General features: G+C 69.9%; 12 protein-coding genes and 1 pseudogene. 12 read left to right on the top strand and 1 reads right to left on the bottom strand.

Features of this window, described 5'->3' with window-relative positions; translation table 11 throughout:
* Positions 1–53: 53 nt before the first annotated feature.
* The 5 genes from A5680_RS18360 to rplL all read left to right on the top strand — a co-directional run bounded on the left by A5680_RS18360 (position 54) and on the right by rplL (position 7,051).
* A complete protein-coding gene (locus A5680_RS18360) occupies positions 54–4,208 on the top strand; it encodes an NEW3 domain-containing protein (protein ID WP_067821845.1) in 4,155 nt (1,384 codons plus the stop codon).
* Positions 4,205–4,816 (top strand): malonyl CoA-ACP transacylase, encoded by a 612-nt coding sequence (locus A5680_RS18365; RefSeq protein ID WP_067821851.1) that lies wholly within the window; start codon positions 4,205–4,207, stop codon positions 4,814–4,816. The genes A5680_RS18360 and A5680_RS18365 overlap by 4 nt, the downstream gene beginning before the upstream one ends.
* Before the next feature lie 5 nt (positions 4,817–4,821).
* Positions 4,822–5,730, top strand: coding sequence for an ROK family protein (locus tag A5680_RS18370; RefSeq protein WP_067821854.1), 909 nt, complete (start codon positions 4,822–4,824; stop codon positions 5,728–5,730).
* A 259-nt stretch (positions 5,731–5,989) separates the two neighbouring features.
* Positions 5,990–6,625 carry a 50S ribosomal protein L10 gene (gene rplJ, locus A5680_RS18375; protein WP_067821857.1) on the top strand — a complete coding sequence of 212 codons (636 nt, stop codon included), beginning with the start codon at positions 5,990–5,992 and terminating at the stop codon, positions 6,623–6,625.
* A 33-nt stretch (positions 6,626–6,658) separates the two neighbouring features.
* The gene (gene rplL, locus A5680_RS18380; RefSeq protein WP_055401244.1) at positions 6,659–7,051 is read left to right on the top strand and encodes a 50S ribosomal protein L7/L12; all 393 of its coding nucleotides are present in this window, start codon (positions 6,659–6,661) and stop codon (positions 7,049–7,051) included.
* Positions 7,052–7,100: 49 nt separating this feature from the next.
* On the opposite strand, the gene A5680_RS18385 is transcribed toward rplL, so the two are convergent.
* Positions 7,101–7,775, bottom strand: coding sequence for a TetR/AcrR family transcriptional regulator (locus A5680_RS18385; RefSeq protein WP_067821898.1), 675 nt, complete (start codon positions 7,773–7,775; stop codon positions 7,101–7,103).
* Positions 7,776–7,846: 71 nt separating this feature from the next.
* Here A5680_RS18385 and A5680_RS18390 point away from each other — a divergent pair, with 71 nt between their 5' ends.
* From A5680_RS18390 to A5680_RS18420, 7 genes and pseudogenes are all read left to right on the top strand, one after another.
* Positions 7,847–9,340, top strand: a complete 1,494-nt coding sequence (locus A5680_RS18390; RefSeq protein WP_067821860.1) for a carotenoid oxygenase family protein — start codon at positions 7,847–7,849, stop codon at positions 9,338–9,340.
* A 169-nt stretch (positions 9,341–9,509) separates the two neighbouring features.
* Positions 9,510–10,520, top strand: a complete 1,011-nt coding sequence (locus tag A5680_RS18395; RefSeq protein ID WP_055401248.1) for an ABC transporter ATP-binding protein — start codon at positions 9,510–9,512, stop codon at positions 10,518–10,520.
* 396 nt (positions 10,521–10,916) lie between these two features.
* Complete coding sequence (locus A5680_RS18400) at positions 10,917–14,438, top strand: DNA-directed RNA polymerase subunit beta (RefSeq protein ID WP_156349473.1); 3,522 nt, start codon at positions 10,917–10,919, stop codon at positions 14,436–14,438.
* Positions 14,439–14,480: 42 nt separating this feature from the next.
* Positions 14,481–18,431 (top strand): DNA-directed RNA polymerase subunit beta', encoded by a 3,951-nt coding sequence (locus tag A5680_RS18405; protein ID WP_067821863.1) that lies wholly within the window; start codon positions 14,481–14,483, stop codon positions 18,429–18,431.
* A 136-nt stretch (positions 18,432–18,567) separates the two neighbouring features.
* A complete protein-coding gene (locus A5680_RS18410) occupies positions 18,568–19,323 on the top strand; it encodes a deoxyribonuclease IV (protein ID WP_055401253.1) in 756 nt (251 codons plus the stop codon).
* A 10-nt stretch (positions 19,324–19,333) separates the two neighbouring features.
* Complete coding sequence (locus A5680_RS18415) at positions 19,334–20,164, top strand: PHB depolymerase family esterase (protein ID WP_067821871.1); 831 nt, start codon at positions 19,334–19,336, stop codon at positions 20,162–20,164.
* 51 nt (positions 20,165–20,215) lie between these two features.
* Positions 20,216–20,837 (top strand): annotated as a pseudogene (locus tag A5680_RS18420) (DNA alkylation response protein); the annotation flags it as partial.

Raw genomic sequence — 20,837 nt, forward strand, 5'->3', positions numbered from 1 at the left:
CGAGGGCGGGCATTAGCAGATCGTAGATCGCCGGCGCGCCGTAAAGTGCGGGGATGCAGCTGGTTTCGGCGCGCTCGACCGAGCTTTTCGTCGGGCCGCCGGACGCGCCGTTGCAGCTGGTCCGCGTCACGCTCCGCGGCCCCGCCGCGTCGACGCGGGTCCGCGTGGACGGCGACGGCCTGGCCGGCGAGGCGGTGGCCGCGGGCGAGCTGGTCGAGGTGCCGGTCGCGGTGCGCAACCCCGTGGTCGGCGAGCGGCGGGCGGCACGGGTGCACGCGGGCGAATTCGTCGAGCCCTTCGAATTCGTCGTCGGCGAGCCCGGCTGGACCATGTTCATGGTCAGCCATTTCCACTACGACCCGGTCTGGTGGAACACCCAGGGCGCGTACACGAGCGAGTGGGCCGAGGACCCGCCGGGGCGCGCGCGGCAGACCAATGGCTTCGAGCTGGTGCACGCGCACCTGGAGATGGCCCGACGGGAGCCCGAGTACAAGTTCGTGCTGGCCGAGGTGGACTACCTCAAGCCGTACTGGGACACCCGGCCCGAGGACCGCGCCGACCTGCGCCGGTTCATCGCGCAGGGCCGCGTCGAGGTGATGGGCGGCACGTACAACGAACCCAACACCAACCTCACCGGCCCGGAGACCACGATCCGGAATTTGGTGCACGGCATCGGGTTCCAGCGCGACGTGCTGGGCGCCCACCCGCAGACCGCCTGGCAGCTGGACGTGTTCGGGCACGACCCGCAATTCCCCGGGATGGCCGCCGACGCCGGGCTGACGTCGAGCTCGTGGGCGCGCGGCCCGCACCACCAATGGGGCCCGGCGTTGGGCGGCGGCGACGTGAACCGCATGCAGTTCAGCAGCGAGTTCGAGTGGATTTCGCCGTCGGGGCGCGGGCTGCTCACCCACTACATGCCCGCCCATTATTCGGCGGGCTGGTGGATGGACTCGTCGACGTCGCTGGCCGAGGCCGAGGAGGCCACCCTCGAGCAGTTCGAGCTGCTGAAGCAGGTGGCGCTGACGCGCAACGTGTTGCTGCCCGTCGGCACCGACTACACGCCGCCGAACAAATGGGTCACCGCGATCCACCGCGACTGGGCCGAGCGCTACACCTGGCCGCGGTTCGTCTGCGCGCTGCCGCGGGAGTTCTTCGCCGCCGTGCGCGCCGAGCTGGCCGAGCGCGGCCGCGCCCCGTCACCGCAGACCCGCGACATGAACCCGATCTACACCGGCAAGGACGTGTCGTACATCGACACCAAACAGGCCAACCGGGCCGCCGAGCACGCCGTGCTGGAGGCCGAGCGCTTCGCGGTGTTCGCCGGGCTGCTGGGTGGCGCCGAGTATCCGCAGGCGGCGCTGGCCAAGGCGTGGGTGCAGCTGGCCTACGGCGCCCACCACGACGCCATCACCGGCTCGGAATCCGACCAGGTCTACCTCGACCTGCTGACCGGCTGGCGGGACGCCTGGGAGCTGGGCCGCGCCGCCCGCGACGCGTCGCTGGCGGTGCTGTCGGAAACCGTCGGCGGCGACGTCGTCGTCTGGAATCCGCTGGCGCAGCCGCGCACCGACGTCGTCACCGCGCGGCTCGACCCGCCGCTGGCCGCGGGGGCCCGGGTGCTGGACGCCGACGGCGCCGAGCTGCCCGCGCACGTCGGCCAGGGCGGCCGGTCGGTGACCTGGCTGGCGCGGGACGTGCCGTCGCTGGGGTGGCGAGCCTATCGGCTGGTTCCCGGCGGCGAGCCCACAGGCTGGGAGCCGGTGCCCGGCCCGGTGATCGCCAACGAGCATTTGCGCGTCGCGGTCGATCCGGCACGCGGCGGGGGAGTCGCGTCGCTGGTTCGCGACGGCCGCGAACTGATCGCCGCCGCCCGGGTGGGCAACGAGCTGGCCATCTACGAGGAGTACGCGTCGCACCCGACGCAGGGCGAAGGCCCGTGGCACCTGCTGCCCAAGGGGCCGGTGGTGTGCTCGTCGGAGTCGCCGGCCGCCGCGCAGGCCTACCACGGCCCGCTGGGGCAGCGGGTCGTCGTCACCGGGAGGATCGGCGCCCTGCTGCGCTACACCCAGACCCTGACGCTGTGGCGCGGCGTGCCGCGGCTGGACTGCCGCACCACCATCGACGGGTTCACCGGCGCCGACCGCCTGGTGCGGCTGCGCTGGCCCTGCCCGGTGCCGGGCGCCATGCCGGTCAGCGAGGTCGGCGACGCCGTCGTCGGGCGCGGGTTCGCCCTGCTGCACGACGGCCCGCGCTCGGTGGACACCGCGCGGCACCCGTGGACGCTGGACAACCCGGCCCACGGCTGGTTCGGCCTGTCCTCGGCCGCGCGGGTCCGGGTCGGCGACAGCGTGCGGGCGATCTCGGTGGCCGAGGTGGTGACGCCGGACGAGGCGGTGTCGGGACCGCTCGCGCGCGAGCTGATGGTCGCGCTGGTCCGCGCCGGGGTGACGGCCACCTGCAGCGGCGCCGCCAAGCAGCGCTACGGCCACCTCGACGTCGATTCGAACCTGCCCGACGTGCGCATCGCGCTGGGCGGACCGGCCCGCAACGCCTTCGCCGACGCGGCGCTGGGGCCGTACCGCGAGGAGCTCGACCGCCAGCTGGCGGCGACGGGCCGGGCGCGGGTGTGGGTGCCGGCCGCGAGGCCGCTCGCGGCGGTGTGGACGCCCGGCGCCGACCTGCGCGCGCCGTCGGCGCTGCCGGTGCTGGTGATCGCCGGCCGCGACGACGACAACCTGGCCGCCGCGATCGCCGCGTTGGTCGAGGACCTCGCCGACGCGGAAATCTCAGTCAGCCAGCGGGCGCCTGCCGTCGGCGGCGAGTTCGAGGACCGCACCGTCGCCCTGCTCAACCGGGGTGTGCCCAGCTTCGCCGTCGACACCGACGGCACCCTGCACACCGCGCTGATGCGCTCCTGCACCGGCTGGCCCTCGGGCACCTGGATCGACGAACCGCGCCGCACCGCCCCGGACGGCTCGAACTTCCAACTCCAGCACTGGACGCACGATTTCGACTACGCGCTGGTCTGCGGCGACGGCGACTGGCGGCGCGCCCGGGTCCCCGCCCGCAGCGCGGAGTTCTCCCACCCGCTGCTCGCCGTCGCCACCGGCCGGGCGCCGGGCCCGTTGCCCGCGGTCGGCTCCCTGTTGACCGTCGAGCCCGCCGGCGCGGTGCAGCTGGCGGCCCTCAAGGCGGCCGGCAACCCGCTGGCGGCGGGCCGCGCCCGACCGGTCGACCCGCGCGAGGTGGCGCTGCGCCTGGTGGAGACGACGGGGTCGGGGACCGGCGTGACGCTCGGCTCGGACGTCGGCGCCATCGGCGACCCACGCGGCGCCGACCTCCTCGAAGCCGACCTGGAAGCCCCGAGCGCGGGCCGGCGCCCGCTCGAGCTGCACGGCTGCCAGGTGGCCACCGTCCTGGCCCGATTCGACGCTCCCCACGCCCCCGCGCGATCCCGCGCGCTGGCCCCCGATGCCGAGGCCGCCCAGCCGTTGTACGCGCGCTACTGGCTGCACAACCGGGGCCCGGCGCCGCTCGGCGGGCTGCCGGCGGTCGCTCACCTGCATCCCGCGCGGGTGCAAGCCGAGCCGGGCGACGAGGTCGTGCTGCGCCTCACCGCGGCCAGCGACTGCAGCGACGCCACCCTGACCGGGACAGTCACCCTGGTGTGTCCGGAGGGCTGGTCGGCCAAGCCCGACGAGCTGCCCCTCACCCTGCGCGGCGGCGAGCAACGCGAGGCCGACGTGGCCGTGTCGGTGCCGGCCGGCGCCGAGCCGGGGCGCTACCCGGTGCGCGCGCAGCTCCGCCTCGGCGGCGACCAGATCCCGGAGGCGTGGCGCCAGACCGTCGAGGACGTGTGCCTGGTCGAGGTCGGCGCCCGCGACGAGGCCGAGCTGATCTACCTCGCCGAGGGGCCGGCCGGCGTGGAGTTGGCCGCCGGCGGCACGGCGGCGCTGACCGTCACGGTCGGCAGCCGCGCCGGGGCGGACCTGGCGCTCGAGGCCCACCTGATCAGCCCGTGGGGCACCTGGGAGTGGCTGGGGCCCGCCGCGGTGGGCGCGGTGCTGCCCGCCCGCGGCACCGCTAACCTCCGCTTCTCGGTGACCCCGCCGCCCGGGCTGGAGCCCGGCCGGTGGTGGGCCCTGGTCCGGGTCGGCTGCGCCGGCCGGCTGCTCTACACCCCGGCGGTGGAGGTGCGCGTGACATGAGCGTGGTGGCGACGGTGGCCGGCGCCCCGGTGTTGGTCGACGAGGTCGATGCGGCCGAGGCGCGGTTGCGCGGCGCACCCGGCGCGGCCGCCCTGCCGGCCGGCGGCACCGGGGAGGGGCGGCAACTGCGGCGCTGGCTGACCCAGCTGATCGTGACCGAGCGGGTGGTCGCGGCCGAGGCCGAAGCGCGCGGCCTCAGCGGGCGCGGCGCGCCGAGCGAGGCGCAGCTGTTGCCCGACGCGACGGCCCGGCTGGAAATCGGCAGCGTGGCCGCGGCCGCGCTGGCGGACCCCCGCGCGCGGGCCCTGTTCGCCGATGTCACCGCCGCGGTGCGCGTCACGGACGAGGAGGTGGCCGCGTACCACGCCCGCAACCCGCTGCGGTTCGCCGAGCCGAGCCGCCGGCCGCACGGCTGGCGCTCCCCGTCGCCGGTCTCCCCGCCGCTGGCCGACGTGCGGCCATTGATCGCCGCGCATCTGCTGGGCGCCGCGCGGCGGCGCGCGTTCCGGGTGTGGCTGGACGCGCGACGGGCCGAGTTGGTGCGGCTGTCTCCCGGCTACGAGCATCCCGGCGACCCCCGCCAACCCGACAACGTCCACCGGCACTGATCGCGATGCTCACCCTCTGCCTGGACATCGGCGGCACCAAGATCGCCGCCGGCCTCGCCGACCCCGCGGGCGCGCTGGTGCACACGGTCATCCGGTCCACGCCGGGCGGCGGCGCGGCCGAACAGGTGTGGGCCGCGGTCGACGCGGCGATCGCCGACGCGCTGCGCGCGGCCGACGGCGGCGTGGCCGCGGTGGGCATCGGCTCGGCCGGGCCCATCGACCTGTCCGCCGGAACCGTCAGCCCGGTCAATATCAAAGGGTGGCAACGGTTCCCGCTGCGCGACCGCGTCGCGGCCGCGGTGCCGGGGGTGCCCGTGCGGCTCGGCGGCGACGGGCTGTGCATGGCGCTGGGCGAGCACTGGCGCGGCGCGGGTCGCGGCGCCGGCTTCATGCTGGGCATGGTGGTGTCCACCGGCGTGGGCGGCGGGCTCGTGCTCGGCGGGATCCCGTACACCGGCCGCACCGGCAACGCCGGTCACGTCGGGCACGTGGTGGTGGAGGACGCCGGGCCGCCCTGCGTGTGCGGCGGCCGCGGCTGCGTCGAAGCCATCGCGTCCGGGCCGTCGATGGTGCGCTGGGCGCGGGCCAACGGCTGGTCCGCGCCGCCGACGGCGGGCGCGCGGGAGCTGGCCGCCGCCGCGGCGGCCGGGGACGCGTTGGCGGGCCGGGCGTTTCGCCGGGGCGCCACCGCGTTGGCGGCGATGATCGCCTCGGTCGGCGCGGTCTGCGACCTGGACCTCGTCGTCATCGGGGGCGGGGTCGCCAACTCCGGCGGCCTGCTCTTCGACCCGTTACGGGAGAAGCTGGCCGAATACGCCCGCCTGGACTTCGTGACCGGGCTGCGGGTGGTGCCCGCCGAACTCGGCGGCCAGGCCGGCCTGGTCGGTGCGGCCCGGCTGGCCGGTCTGGGCTGAGCGGCCGCCGAACGCCGCCGTTTTGGCTGACGGGGGACGGCCAGGCTATCCTGGTTGCCGATCCACCGAAGACCGTCGGTCACCGAGCAATCGGTTGAAGGTCCGGGAGCATCCCGGCGGCCCACGCAGGAGGACGAGGCAGCAGCGCCGGCACGCGCCGGCGTTTTTCACGCCCCGGCCGCATCCTGCGCCGGGGCGTTCGTCGTTTTCGGGTGATCACAGACGACACGTCGCATGGCTTTCATTTCAGGAGGTACGCATGGCCAAGGCTGACAAAGCCACCGCCGTCGCCGACATCGCCGAGCAGTTCAGGGAGGCGACCGCCACCCTGATCACCGAGTACCGCGGTCTGACCGTGGCCAACCTGGCCGAACTGCGCCGCTCGCTGAGCGGGTCGGCCACCTACTCGGTCGCCAAGAACACGCTGATCAAGCGGGCGGCGTCGGAGGCCGGCGTCGAGGGTCTCGACGAATTGTTCGCCGGGCCGACCGCCATCGCGTTCGTCACCGGCGAGCCCGTCGACGCCGCCAAGGCCATCAAGACCTTCGCCAAGGACAACAAGGCGCTGGTCATCAAGGGTGGCTACATGGACGGTCGCGCGCTGACCGTCGCCGAGGTCGAGCGCATCGCCGACCTGGAGTCGCGCGAGGTGCTGCTGGCCAAGCTGGCCGGCGCCATGAAGGGCAACCTCGCCAAGGCGGCCGGCCTGTTCAACGCCCCGGCCTCGCAGGTCGCCCGCCTGGCGGCCGCGCTGCAGGAAAAGAAGGCCACTGAAGCTCCGGCAGCCCCGGCAGCCCCGGCAGCGCCTGCGGCCCCCGAGGCGGCGGAGCCCGCCCCGGAACCAGCTTCGGAAACGCCCACGGAATCTTCTGAAACCCCGGCCGAAGCCGAATAACCCCAAACCCAAACCAGGAAGGACCCACACACCATGGCGAAAATGTCTACCGACGACCTGCTCGACGCCTTCAAGGAAATGACCCTGTTGGAGCTCTCCGACTTCGTCAAGAAGTTCGAGGAGACCTTCGAGGTCACCGCGGCCGCTCCGGTCGCCGTCGCCGCGGCCGGCCCGGCCGCCGGTGGCGCGCCCGCCGAGGCCGCCGAGGAGCAGTCCGAGTTCGACGTCATCCTCGAGGCCGCCGGCGACAAGAAGATCGGCGTCATCAAGGTGGTCCGCGAGATCGTCTCCGGCCTGGGCCTCAAGGAGGCCAAGGACCTGGTCGACGGCGCGCCCAAGCCGCTGCTGGAGAAGGTGGCCAAGGAGGCCGCCGACGAGGCCAAGACCAAGCTCGAGGCCGCCGGCGCCACCGTCACCGTCAAGTAGCCCGACGTCACGAAACCCCCGGAAGCGACCTTCCGGGGGTTTCGTGCGCTCAGCCCAGCCGCAGGGACCGTTTCGCGCGTTCGGGTGAATCGCCCAGGGCGACAAGCAGATTCGACTTCATCGAGCCGAGCACCGAGCCGACCGCCGCGCCGTCGTCGCCGTAGAAGCCGGCGAGCTCGAGCATGACGAACCCGTGCACCAGCGCCCAGAACTGGGCCGCCGTGCTGACCACCGCGAGGTCGTCGTCGGCGGTGCCGACGGTGATCCGGCCCGCCCGCATCGATCGCTGCACCGCCCGCACGACGTGGGCGAAGCTGGGGATGTCCCGCTCGATCTCGGCGACCGTCAGCGCCAACACGTTGCCCGCCGGCGCGTTGATGCCGTGCGCGCTGGTGCTGCCGAACATCAGCCGATACATGTGCGGGTGCTCGATCGCGTAGCGCCGGTAGGCCGCGCCGGTGGCGAACAGGTCCGCGACGGGGTCGGCGGTCTGCGGCACCGTCAGCGCGGCGTCGAACTGGCGCAGGCCCTCCTCGGCCACCTCGGCGATCAGCCCGCGCATCCCGCCGAAATGGGTGTACAGCGCCATCGTCGAGGTTCCCGCCGCGCCGGCGATCTTGCGGGTCTGCAACGCGTCGGGGCCGTGTTCGTGCAGCAGGTCGACCGCGGCGGCCAGCATCTCGTCGCGCACGTTGCGCTGCGGCTGTGCAACCTCTGCGGTCATCGTTGCCATCTTCCCATCGGCGGCGTACGGTTCCTATAACAACGTCATATCAATGTTATAGGAGCTCGGAGATGACGTCCACGCAAACCGCCGAAGCCCGGAACCCCTATCTCGAGGGCCTGCTGGCGCCGGTGGCCGCCGAGGTCACCGCGACCGACCTGCCGGTCACCGGGCGCATCCCGGAACACCTCGACGGGCGCTACCTGCGCAACGGACCCAACCCCGCCGAAGAGGTCGACCCCGCCACGTATCACTGGTTTAGCGGCGACGGGATGGTGCACGGCGTCGCGCTGAGCGACGGCAAGGCCCGCTGGTACCGCAACCGCTGGGTGCGCAGCCTGTCGCTGTGCGCCGCCCTGGGCGAGCGGGCGCCGGGCCGGCTCGACCCCCGCGCGGGCATGCTCTCGCTGGGCGCCAACACCAACGTCCTCACCCACGCCGGGCGGACCCTGGCGCTGGTCGAGGGCGGGGTGGCCAACTACGAGCTCACCGATGAGCTGGACACCGTCGGGACGTGCGACTTCGACGGCACCCTGGCCGGCGGCTACACCGCCCACCCGCATCGCGACCCGCGCACCGGCGAATTGCACGCTGTCTCTTACTCATTCGCGCGCGGGCGGACCGTGCAGTATTCGGTGATCGACACCCGGGGGCGGGCCCGTCGCACCGTCGACATCGAGGTGTCGGGCTCGCCGATGATGCACGACTTCTCGCTGACCGACAAATACGTCGTGATCTACGACCTGCCGGTGACCTTCGACCCGATCCAGGTGTTGCCGGTGCACATGCCGCGCTGGCTGAGCGCGCCGGCCCGGCTGGCCATGCAGTCGCTGATCGGACGCGTGCGGCTGCCGAGCCCGGTCACGGTGGCGACCAACCGCAGCCCCAAGCACTCCGACCGGATGCCGTATGCCTGGAACCCGAATTACCCGGCGCGCATCGGGGTGATGCCACGCGAGGGCGCCAACAAGGACATTCGCTGGTTCGACATCGAACCCTGCTACGTCTACCACCCGCTCAACGCCTACTCCGAGATGCGGGGCGGGGCCGAGGTTTTGGTGCTCGACGTGGTGCGCTACGAGCGGATGTTCGACCGCGACCGGCGCGGTCCCGGCGAGGCCCCGCCCACGCTGGACCGCTGGACCATCAACCTGGCGACCGGGGCCGTGGCCACCGAATGCCGCGACGATGAGCCGCAGGAGTTTCCCCGCATCAACGAGGACCTGCTGGGCGCGCCGCACCGGTTCGGCTACACCGTCGGTGCGTACTTCGCCGGTGGCGCGTCCGCGCTGTACAAGCACGACTACGCGACCGGCGCCCGCGAGGTCGCGCCGCTGGATCCCGACCTTTTGCTCGGCGAGATGTCCTTTGTGCCCAACCCCGGCGCCGCCGAAAAAGAAGCAGCCGAGGACGACGGCATTCTGATGGGCTACGGGTATCACCGCGGCCGCGACGAGGGTCAGCTGGTGTTGCTGGACGCGGGGACGCTCGAGGCCGTGGCCACGGTGCATCTGCCGCAGCGGGTGCCGATGGGGTTCCACGGCAACTGGGCGCCCACTGGCTAACGCGCGTCGAATAGTTCGTCGGACGTCGGAGACGGCCGGATCTCAGGTCAGCCAATTTTTCCCGGCTGTGCCACGCAACCCTGATGCCGCGTAGCAAGCGTGCGCTACAGTGACTCATGCCACACAAAAGGGCAGGTGGCGGGCATGAGCGTCGACGGAAGGATCTCCCATGGGTGTCGCTATTGAGGTGAACGGCCTCACCAAGTCCTTCGGATCGTCGAGAATTTGGGAAGACGTGACCCTGGAGATCCCCGCCGGGGAGGTCAGCGTCCTGCTGGGGCCGTCGGGTACCGGCAAATCGGTGTTCCTGAAGTCCCTGATCGGTCTGCTGCGTCCCGAGCGCGGCTCGGTCGTCATCGACGGCACCGACATCCTGCAGTGTTCGGCCAAGGAGCTCTACGAGATCCGCACGCTCTTCGGCGTCATGTTCCAGGACGGTGCCCTGTTCGGTTCGATGAACCTGTTCGACAACGCCGCCTTCCCGCTGCGCGAGCACACCAAGAAGAAGGAAGGCGAAATCCGTGACATCGTCATGGAGAAGCTGCAGATGGTGGGTCTCGGCGGCGACGAGAAGAAGTTCCCCGGTGAGATTTCCGGCGGTATGCGCAAGCGCGCCAGCCTGGCCCGTGCCCTGGTGATGGACCCGCAGATCATCCTCTGCGACGAGCCCGACTCCGGTCTGGACCCGGTCCGCACCGCCTACCTGAGCCAGCTGATCCTCGACATCAACGCCCAGATCGACGCCACCGTCCTGATCGTCACGCACAACATCAACATCGCCCGGACCGTGCCGGACAACATGGGCATGCTGTTCCGGCGCAAGCTGGTCATGTTCGGCCCCCGCGAGGTGCTGCTGACCAGCGACGAGCCGGTCGTGCGGCAGTTCCTCAACGGCCGCCGCATCGGCCCGATCGGCATGTCCGAGGAGAAGGACGAGGCCACCATGGCCGAGGAGCAGGCCGCCCTCGAGGCCGGTCAGCACGCCGGCGGTGTGGAGGAGATCGAGGGCGTGCCGCCGCAGATCGTCGCGTCGCCCGGAATGCCGGAGCGCAAGGCGGTCGGCCGCCGCCAGGCGCGGGTGCGCGAGATCCTGCACACCCTGCCGCAGAAGGCCCAGGCCGCGATCATCGACGACATGGAGGGCACCCACAAGTACCGGGCGCACGAGGTCGGCGACTAGCGCGCCCGGCCCGAGTTTTCGCGCAAACTCCGCGTTAACTCGGCGGCCCGCCCTCTTGACGACGGGCCGTAAACGGGCCAGTCTGTTGGGCAGCATGTATCCAGCGGAAAGTCGAGATGCCAGCCAGCGCCGATGTCCCTGGATGTGTTGTGCTGGACAGTTGAGGAATGCGCCGCCCTGCGCTATTGTTGGACGTTGCGCTGGCTACCTCCTGCCCACCTCACCCGCCACCTGACACCGTGGTCTAAGCCTGAGCCCCTCCTAGCGGCTTAGTTCTTTAATCGTGCGCGTGAGATACGGACAGTTCGTTCGCCGGCCTAACCGACACAATTCGCGGCGAACGCCACCGGTGGTTCCGGTATTCGTGAGTCGCACGAGGTGCTGGAAGGATGCATCTTGGCTGATTCCCGCCAGAGCAAAACGGATCGCCCAACAAGTTCCTCTAATGGAAGTTCCCTAAACGGCTCCGTGCCCGGAGCGCCCAACCGAGTTTCCTTCGCCAAGCTCCGCGAACCGCTCGAGGTTCCCGGCCTGCTCGACGTGCAGATCGACTCCTTCGAGTGGTTGATCGGCTCGCCGCGCTGGCGCCAGGCCGCCACCGATCGTGGCGAGCCCAGCCCGGTGGGCGGCCTCGAAGAGGTGCTCTACGAGCTCTCGCCGATCGAGGACTTCTCCGGCTCGATGTCGCTGTCGTTCTCCGACCCGCGTTTCGACGAGGTCAAGGCGCCGGTCGACGAGTGCAAAGACAAGGACATGACGTACGCGGCCCCGCTGTTCGTCACGGCCGAGTTCATCAACAACAACACCGGCGAGATCAAGAGCCAGACGGTGTTCATGGGTGACTTCCCGATGATGACCGAAAAGGGCACCTTCATCATCAACGGGACCGAGCGCGTGGTCGTCAGCCAGCTGGTGCGTTCGCCCGGCGTGTACTTCGACGAGACCATCGACAAGTCCACCGAGAAGCTGCTGCACAGCGTCAAGGTGATCCCCAGCCGCGGCGCGTGGCTGGAGTTCGACGTCGACAAGCGCGACACCGTCGGCGTGCGCATCGACCGCAAGCGCCGCCAGCCCGTCACCGTGCTGCTCAAGGCGCTGGGCTGGACCAACGAGCAGATCCACGAGCGGTTCGGCTTCTCCGAGATCATGATGGGCACGCTGGAGAAGGACAACACCGCCGGCACCGACGAGGCGCTGCTGGACATCTACCGCAAGCTGCGCCCGGGCGAGCCGCCGACCAAGGAGTCGGCGCAGACCCTGCTGGAGAACCTGTTCTTCAAGGAGAAGCGCTACGACCTGGCCCGCGTCGGCCGCTACAAGGTCAACAAGAAGCTCGGCCTGCACGCCGGCGAGCCGATCACCAGCTCGACGCTGACCGAGGAAGACGTGGTCGCCACCATCGAGTACCTGGTGCGCCTGCACCACGCCCGTACCGATGGCCAGCCCGCGGTCATGACCGTCCCCGGCGGCATCGAGGTGCCGGTGGAGACCGACGACATCGACCACTTCGGCAACCGGCGGTTGCGCACGGTCGGCGAGTTGATCCAGAACCAGATCCGGGTCGGCATGTCCCGGATGGAGCGCGTCGTCCGCGAGCGGATGACGACCCAGGACGTCGAGGCGATCACGCCGCAGACGCTGATCAACATCCGGCCGGTGGTCGCCGCGATCAAGGAGTTCTTCGGCACCAGCCAGCTCTCCCAGTTCATGGACCAGAACAACCCGCTGTCGGGTCTGACCCACAAGCGCCGCCTGTCGGCGCTGGGCCCCGGCGGTCTGTCCCGTGAGCGGGCCGGGCTGGAGGTCCGCGACGTGCACCCGTCGCACTACGGCCGGATGTGCCCGATCGAGACCCCGGAGGGTCCGAACATCGGTCTGATCGGTTCGCTGTCGGTGTACGCCCGGGTCAACCCGTTCGGGTTCATCGAGACGCCGTACCGCAAGGTGGTCGACGGTGTGGTCACCGACGAGATCCACTACCTGACGGCCGACGAGGAGGACCGCCACGTGGTGGCGCAGGCCAACTCGCCGATCGACGCGAAGGGCCGGTTCGAGGAGTCGCGCGTCCTGGTCCGCCGGAAGGCGGGCGAGGTCGAGTACGTGCCGTCGTCCGAGGTGGACTACATGGACGTGTCGCCGCGCCAGATGGTGTCGGTGGCCACGGCCATGATCCCGTTCCTCGAGCACGACGACGCCAACCGTGCCCTGATGGGCGCCAACATGCAGCGCCAGGCGGTTCCGCTGGTGCGCAGCGAGGCGCCGCTGGTGGGCACCGGGATGGAGCTGCGCGCCGCGATCGACGCCGGCGACGTCGTCGTCGCGGACAAGGCCGGGGTTATCGAGGAGGTCTCCGCCGACTACATCACCGTGATGGCCGACGACGGCACCCGGCACACCTACCGGATGCGTAAGTTCGAGCGCTCCAACCACGGCACCTGCGCCAACCAGTCGCCGATCGTGGACGCCGGGGACCGGGTCGAGGCCGGCCAGGTCATCGCCGACGGCCCGTGCACCGAGAACGGTGAGATGGCGCTGGGCAAGAACCTGCTGGTGGCGATCATGCCGTGGGAGGGTCACAACTACGAGGACGCGATCATCCTGTCCAACCGCCTGGTTGAAGAGGACGTGCTGACCTCGATCCACATCGAGGAGCACGAGATCGACGCCCGCGACACCAAGCTGGGCGCCGAGGAGATCACCCGGGACATCCCGAACGTCTCCGACGAGGTGCTCGCCGACCTCGACGAGCGCGGCATCGTCCGCATCGGCGCCGAGGTGCGCGACGGCGACATCCTGGTCGGCAAGGTCACCCCGAAGGGGGAGACCGAGCTGACCCCGGAGGAGCGGCTGCTGCGGGCGATCTTTGGCGAGAAGGCCCGCGAGGTCCGCGACACCTCGCTCAAGGTGCCGCACGGCGAGTCCGGCAAGGTCATCGGCATCCGGGTGTTCTCCCGCGAGGACGACGACGAGCTGCCGGCCGGTGTCAACGAGTTGGTCCGCGTCTACGTGGCCCAGAAGCGCAAGATCTCCGACGGTGACAAGCTCGCCGGCCGGCACGGCAACAAGGGCGTGATCGGCAAGATCCTGCCCGTCGAGGACATGCCGTTCCTGCCGGACGGCACCCCGGTGGACATCATCCTGAACACCCACGGTGTGCCGCGACGGATGAACATCGGCCAGATCCTGGAGACCCACCTCGGGTGGGTGGCCAAGTCCGGCTGGAACATTCAGGGTTCGCCCGACTGGGCCGCCAACCTGCCCAAGGAGCTGCAGAGCGCGGAGCCGAACGCGATCGTCTCGACGCCGGTGTTCGACGGCGCCCGGGAGGCGGAGCTGCAGGGGCTGCTGTCCTGCACGCTGCCGAACCGGGACAACGAGGTGATGGTCGACGGCGACGGCAAGGCGGTGCTCTTCGACGGCCGCAGCGGTGAGCCGTTCCCGTACCCGGTGACGGTTGGCTTCATGTACATCATGAAGCTGCACCACCTGGTGGACGACAAGATCCACGCCCGCTCCACCGGCCCGTACTCGATGATCACCCAGCAGCCGCTGGGTGGTAAGGCGCAGTTCGGTGGCCAGCGGTTCGGTGAGATGGAGTGCTGGGCCATGCAGGCCTACGGCGCGGCGTACACGCTGCAGGAGCTGTTGACCATCAAGTCCGACGACACGGTCGGCCGGGTCAAGGTGTACGAGGCGATCGTCAAGGGCGAGAACATCCCCGAGCCGGGCATCCCCGAGTCGTTCAAGGTGTTGCTCAAGGAGCTGCAGTCGCTCTGCCTGAACGTCGAGGTGCTCTCGTCGGACGGCGCGGCGATCGAACTGCGCGAAGGCGAGGACGAGGATCTCGAGCGGGCCGCGGCCAACTTGGGAATCAACCTGTCCCGCAACGAATCCGCGTCCGTCGAGGACCTGGCTTAATCACTTTTAGGTATCTAAACCCGCAAGGGGAAAGGGAGTTACGTGCTCGACGTCAACTTCTTCGATGAACTCCGTATCGGCCTGGCCACCGCGGAGGACATCAGGCAATGGTCTTACGGCGAGGTCAAGAAGCCGGAGACGATCAACTACCGCACGCTCAAGCCCGAGAAGGACGGCCTGTTCTGCGAGAAGATCTTCGGACCGACTCGCGACTGGGAGTGCTACTGCGGCAAGTACAAGCGCGTCCGCTTCAAGGGCATCATCTGTGAGCGCTGCGGCGTCGAGGTGACCCGCGCCAAGGTGCGCCGCGAGCGGATGGGCCACATCGAACTGGCCGCGCCCGTCACGCACATCTGGTACTTCAAGGGTGTGCCGAGCCGGCTCGGTTACCTGCTCGACCTCGCCCCGAAGGATCTCGAGAAGATCATCTACTTCGCGGCGTACGTGATCACGTCGGTCGACGACGAGATGCGGCACAACGAGCTGTCCACGCTCGAGGCCGAAATGATGGTGGAGCGCAAGGCCGTTGAGGACCAGCGCGACGCCGACCTGGAGGCCCGCGCGCAGAAGCTGGAGGCCGACCTGGCCGAGCTGGAGGCCGAGGGCGCCAAGGCCGACGCGCGGCGCAAGGTGCGCGACGGCGGCGAGCGCGAGATGCGCCAGCTCCGCGACCGTGCCCAGCGCGAGCTGGACCGGCTGGAGGACATCTGGAGCACCTTCACCAAGCTGGCCCCCAAGCAGCTGATCGTCGACGAGAACCTCTACCGCGAGCTCGTCGACCGCTACGGCGAGTACTTCACCGGCGCCATGGGTGCGGAGTCGATCCAGAAGTTGATCGAGAACTTCGACATCGACGCCGAGGCCGACTCGCTGCGGGACGTTATTCGAAACGGCAAGGGGCAGAAGAAGCTTCGCGCCCTCAAGCGTCTCAAGGTGGTCGCCGCCTTCCAGCAGTCGGGCAACTCGCCGATGGGCATGGTGCTCGACGCCGTCCCGGTGATCCCGCCGGAGCTGCGCCCGATGGTGCAGCTGGACGGTGGCCGGTTCGCCACCAGCGACCTGAACGACCTGTACCGCCGGGTCATCAACCGCAACAACCGCCTCAAGAGGCTGATCGACCTCGGCGCGCCCGAGATCATCGTCAACAACGAGAAGCGGATGCTGCAGGAGTCGGTGGACGCGCTGTTCGACAACGGCCGCCGCGGCCGCCCGGTCACCGGGCCGGGCAACCGCCCGCTGAAGTCGCTGTCGGACCTGTTGAAGGGCAAGCAGGGCCGGTTCCGTCAGAACCTGCTCGGTAAGCGCGTCGACTACTCGGGCCGTTCGGTCATCGTGGTCGGCCCGCAGCTCAAGCTGCACCAGTGCGGCCTGCCCAAGCTGATGGCCCTCGAGCTGTTCAAGCCGTTCGTGATGAAGCGGCTGGTCGACCTCAACCACGCGCAGAACATCAAGAGCGCCAAGCGCATGGTGGAGCGGCAGCGCCCCCAGGTGTGGGACGTCCTCGAAGAGGTCATCGCCGAGCACCCGGTATTGCTGAACCGCGCACCCACCCTGCACCGGCTGGGCATCCAGGCCTTCGAGCCGATGCTGGTGGAGGGCAAGGCGATTCAGCTGCACCCGCTGGTGTGTGAGGCGTTCAACGCCGACTTCGACGGTGACCAGATGGCCGTGCACCTGCCGCTGAGCGCGGAGGCGCAGGCCGAGGCCCGCATCCTGATGCTGTCCTCGAACAACATCCTGTCGCCGGCCTCCGGCCGGCCGCTGGCCATGCCGCGTCTGGACATGGTGACCGGCCTGTACTACCTGACCACCGAGGTCGACGGTGACAAGGGTGAATTCCAGGCCGCCGCAAAGGATTCCCCGGAGGTGGGCGTGTACTCCTCGCCGGCCGAGGCGATCATGGCCGCCGACCGCGGCGTGCTGTCGGTGCGGGCGAAGATCAAGGTGCGGCTGACGCAGTTGCGTCCGCCCGCCGAGATCGAGGCGGAGCTGTTCGGCGCCAACGGCTGGCAGCCGGGCGACGCCTGGATGGCCGAGACCACGCTGGGCCGGGTGCTGTTCAACGAGCTGCTGCCGGTGGGCTACCCGTTCGTGAACAAGCAGATGCACAAGAAGGTGCAGGCCGCGATCATCAACGACCTGGCCGAGCGCTACCCGATGATCGTCGTCGCGCAGACCGTCGACAAGCTCAAGGACGCCGGCTTCTACTGGGCGACCCGCAGCGGTGTCACGGTCTCGATGGCCGACGTGCTGGTTCCGCCGCGCAAGAAGGAGATCCTCGACCAGTACGAGGAGCGGGCCGAGAAGGTCGAAAAGCAGTTCCAGCGAGGCGCTTTGAACCACGACGAGCGCAACGAGGCACTGGTGGAGATCTGGAAGGAAGCCACCGACGAGGTCGGTCAGGCGCTGCGGGAGCACTACCCCAGCGACAACCCGATCATCACGATCGTCGACTCGGGTGCCACGGGTAACTTCACCCAGACCCGAACGCTGGCCGGCATGAAGGGCCTGGTGACCAACCCGAAGGGTGAGTTCATCCCGCGTCCGGTCAAGTCGTCGTTCCGCGAGGGCCTGACCGTGCTGGAGTACTTCATCAACACGCACGGCGCCCGAAAGGGCCTGGCGGACACCGCGTTGCGCACCGCCGACTCGGGATATCTGACCCGTCGTCTGGTGGACGTGAGCCAGGACGTCATCGTCCGCGAGCACGACTGCGAGACCGAGCGCGGCATCATCGTCGAGCTCGCCGAGCGTCAGGCCGACGGCACCCTGATTCGCGACCCGTACATCGAAACCTCGGCGTACGCGCGGACTTTGGGCACCGACGCGGTCGACGAGGCCGGCAACGTCGTCGTCGCGCGTGGCGAGGACTTGGGCGACCCGGAGATCGACGCCCTGCTGGCGGCCGGCATCACGCAGGTCAAGGTGCGCTCGGTGCTGACGTGCACCACGGGCACCGGCGTGTGCGCGACCTGTTACGGCCGCTCGATGGCGACCGGCAAGCTGGTCGACATCGGCGAGGCGGTCGGTATCGTCGCGGCCCAGTCCATCGGTGAGCCCGGCACGCAGCTGACCATGCGTACCTTCCACCAGGGTGGTGTCGGTGAGGACATCACCGGCGGTCTGCCCCGGGTCCAGGAGCTGTTCGAGGCCCGCGTCCCGCGCGGCAAGGCGCCGATCGCCGACGTCACCGGGCGGGTGCAGCTGGAGGAGGGTGAGCGCTTCTACAAGATCACCATCGTTCCCGACGACGGGAGCGAGGAGGTCGTGTACGACAAGCTCTCCAAGCGCCAGCGGCTGCGGGTGTTCAAGCACGACGACGGCTCGGAGCGGGTGCTGTCCGACGGCGACCACGTCGAGGTGGGCCAGCAGCTGATGGAGGGCTCGGCCGACCCGCACGAGGTGCTGCGCGTGCAGGGCCCCCGCGAGGTGCAGATCCACCTGGTCCGCGAGGTCCAGGAGGTCTACCGCGCCCAGGGTGTGTCGATCCACGACAAGCACATCGAGGTGATCGTCCGCCAGATGCTGCGCCGCGTCACCATCATCGACTCGGGCTCGACGGAGTTCCTGCCCGGCTCGCTGATCGACCGTGCGGAGTTCGAGGCGGAGAACCGTCGGGTGGTGGCCGAGGGCGGCGAGCCCGCCGCGGGCCGCCCGGTGCTGATGGGTATCACGAAGGCGTCGCTGGCCACGGACTCGTGGCTGAGTGCGGCGTCGTTCCAGGAGACCACGCGAGTGCTGACCGATGCGGCGATCAACTGCCGCAGCGACAAGCTCAACGGTCTGAAGGAGAACGTGATCATCGGAAAGCTGATCCCGGCGGGTACCGGTATCAACCGGTACCGCAACATCCAGGTGCAGCCGACCGAGGAGGCCCGGGCCGCCGCGTACACGATCCCGTCCTACGAGGATCAGTACTACAGCCCGGACTTCGGCCAGGCCACCGGTGCCGCGGTGCCGCTGGACGATTACGGGTACAGCGACTACCGCTAGTCGAGTCAACAACGAAAAGGCCCCGGGTTCGCCCGGGGCTTTTTCGTGCGCCGGGTGTCACGCCAGCGTGGCGATCGCGACCCAACGGTGCGCTGGTGTGACGCTCGCGTCGGTGACACGGCACTAGACTGGCCGCGTGCTCATCGGTTCACACGTTCACAACGACGACCCGCTGGCCGCCGCGCAGGCGGACGGCGCCGACGTGGTGCAGTTCTTCCTCGGCAACCCGCAGAGCTGGAAGAAGCCGAAGCCCCGCGACGACGCCGGCACGCTCAAGGCGTCGGCCGTTCCGCTCTACGTCCACGCGCCGTACCTCATCAACGTGGCATCGGCGAACAACCGCATCCGCATCCCGTCGCGCAAGATCCTGCAGGACACCTGCGACGCGGCCGCGGAGATCAACGCGACGGCGGTCATCGTGCACGGCGGCCATGCCGACGACGACGACATGGAGGCCGGCTTCGAGCGGTGGGTCAAGGCGCTGGACTACCTCGAAACCGACGTGCCGGTGTACCTGGAGAACACCGCCGGCGGCGACCACGCGATGGCGCGCTATTTCGACACCATCGGCAAGCTGTGGGATCACATCGGCGACAAGGGGATTGGCTTCTGCCTGGACACCTGCCACGCGTGGGCCGCGGGTGAGGCGCTGATCGACGCGGTCGACCGGATCAGGGCGCTGACCGGACGCATCGACCTGGTGCACTGCAACGACTCGAGGGATGCGGCGGGCTCGGGCGCCGACCGGCACGCCAACTTCGGCACCGGCCAGATCGACCCCGAGCTGCTCGTCGCGGTGGTCAAGGCCGCCGACGCGCCGGTGATCTGCGAGACCGCCGACGAGGGCCGCAAGGACGACATCGCGTTCCTGCGGGAAAAAACCAGCGGCTGAGTCGCGACCCGTGTTCGGCAGGCTCGCAACCCTTCTCGGGGTGGTCCTCCTGATCGCGGGTTGTTCGGCGGCGCCGCCCTCGGGCTTCGTCCAGGGCACCAGCCTGCACCACATCAACGCGGGCGGGCACGACCGCAGCTACCGGCTCTACGAGCCCGCCGGGGCGCCGGCGTCCGCTGCGCTCGTCGTCGTGCTGCACGGCTACTCCGGGAGCGCTCGGCAGGTCGAAAGGGATTACGGCTGGGACGAATTGGCCGATTCGGCCAAGTTCGTGGTCGCCTACCCGGATGGGCTGGAACGGGCCTGGAACGTCGACGGGGAGGGCTGCTGTGGGCGGCCGGGGCGCGAGGGCGTCGACGACGTCGCCTTCATCCGCGCGGCCGTCGCCGACATCGCCAAGAACGTCGGCACCGATCCGGCCCGGGTTTACGTCACCGGCATGAGCAACGGGGGCATCATGTCCTACACGCTGGCGTGCGCCACCGACATCTTCGCCGCGATCGGTCCGGTCGCGGGCACCCAGCTGACCGGCTGCCCGAGCCCGCGCCCGGCGTCGATCATGCACATCCACGGCACGGCGGATCGGCTGGTGCCCTACGCGGGCGGGCAGGGCTTCAGCGTCATCAACGGCCCGTCGGTGCCCAGCGTGAACACGTTCTGGCGCAACGTGGATCAATGTGGCAGCCCCGCCACCACCACCGACGGCCCGATCACCACGCTGACGGCGGGATGCTCGGGCAACCGCGGCGTCACGCTGATCACGATCGATCAGGGCGGCCACGAATGGCCCCCGTTCGCCACCCGGACGCTGTGGGACTTCTTCAGCGCACACCCGCGGTGACGTTCTGTTACACCTCTTGTGCGACTGTCGCAAAAATGTAACATGAGGGGCATGTCGGATACGCATGTCGTCACCAACCAGGTCCCACCGCTGGAGAACTACAACCCCGCGACCTCGGCGGTCCTCGCCGACGCCCTGATCCGCGAGGGTGGGGAGTGGGGTCTGGAGGAGGTGAACCAGGTCGGCGCGATCGCCGGCGGCCGCGAAGCCCAGCGGTGGGGCGAGCTCGCCGACCGCAACAGGCCCATCCTGCACACCCACGACAAATACGGTCACCGGGTCGACGAGGTGGAATACGACCCGGCCTATCACGAGCTGATGCGCACGGCGATCGCCAACGGCATCCACGCCGCGCCGTGGGCCGACGAGCGACCGGGTGCGCATGTGGTGCGGGCCGCCAAAATGTCGGTCTGGAATGTCGAGCCCGGCCACACCTGCCCGATCTCGATGACCTACGCCGTCGTCCCCGCCCTGCGCTACAACCCCGAACTCGCGGCGATCTACGAGCCGCTGCTGACCAGCCGCGAATACGATCCCGAGCTCAAGCCGGCGCCCACCAAGCGCGGCATCACCGCCGGCATGTCGATGACCGAGAAGCAGGGCGGCTCCGACGTGCGGGCCGGAACCACACAGGCCACCCCCAACGGTGATGGCAGCTACAGCCTGACGGGCC

The sequence above is a fragment of the Mycobacterium sp. E2989 genome, assembly GCF_001667595.1.
In the GTDB taxonomy this organism is placed as follows: Bacteria; Actinomycetota; Actinomycetes; order Mycobacteriales; family Mycobacteriaceae; genus Mycobacterium.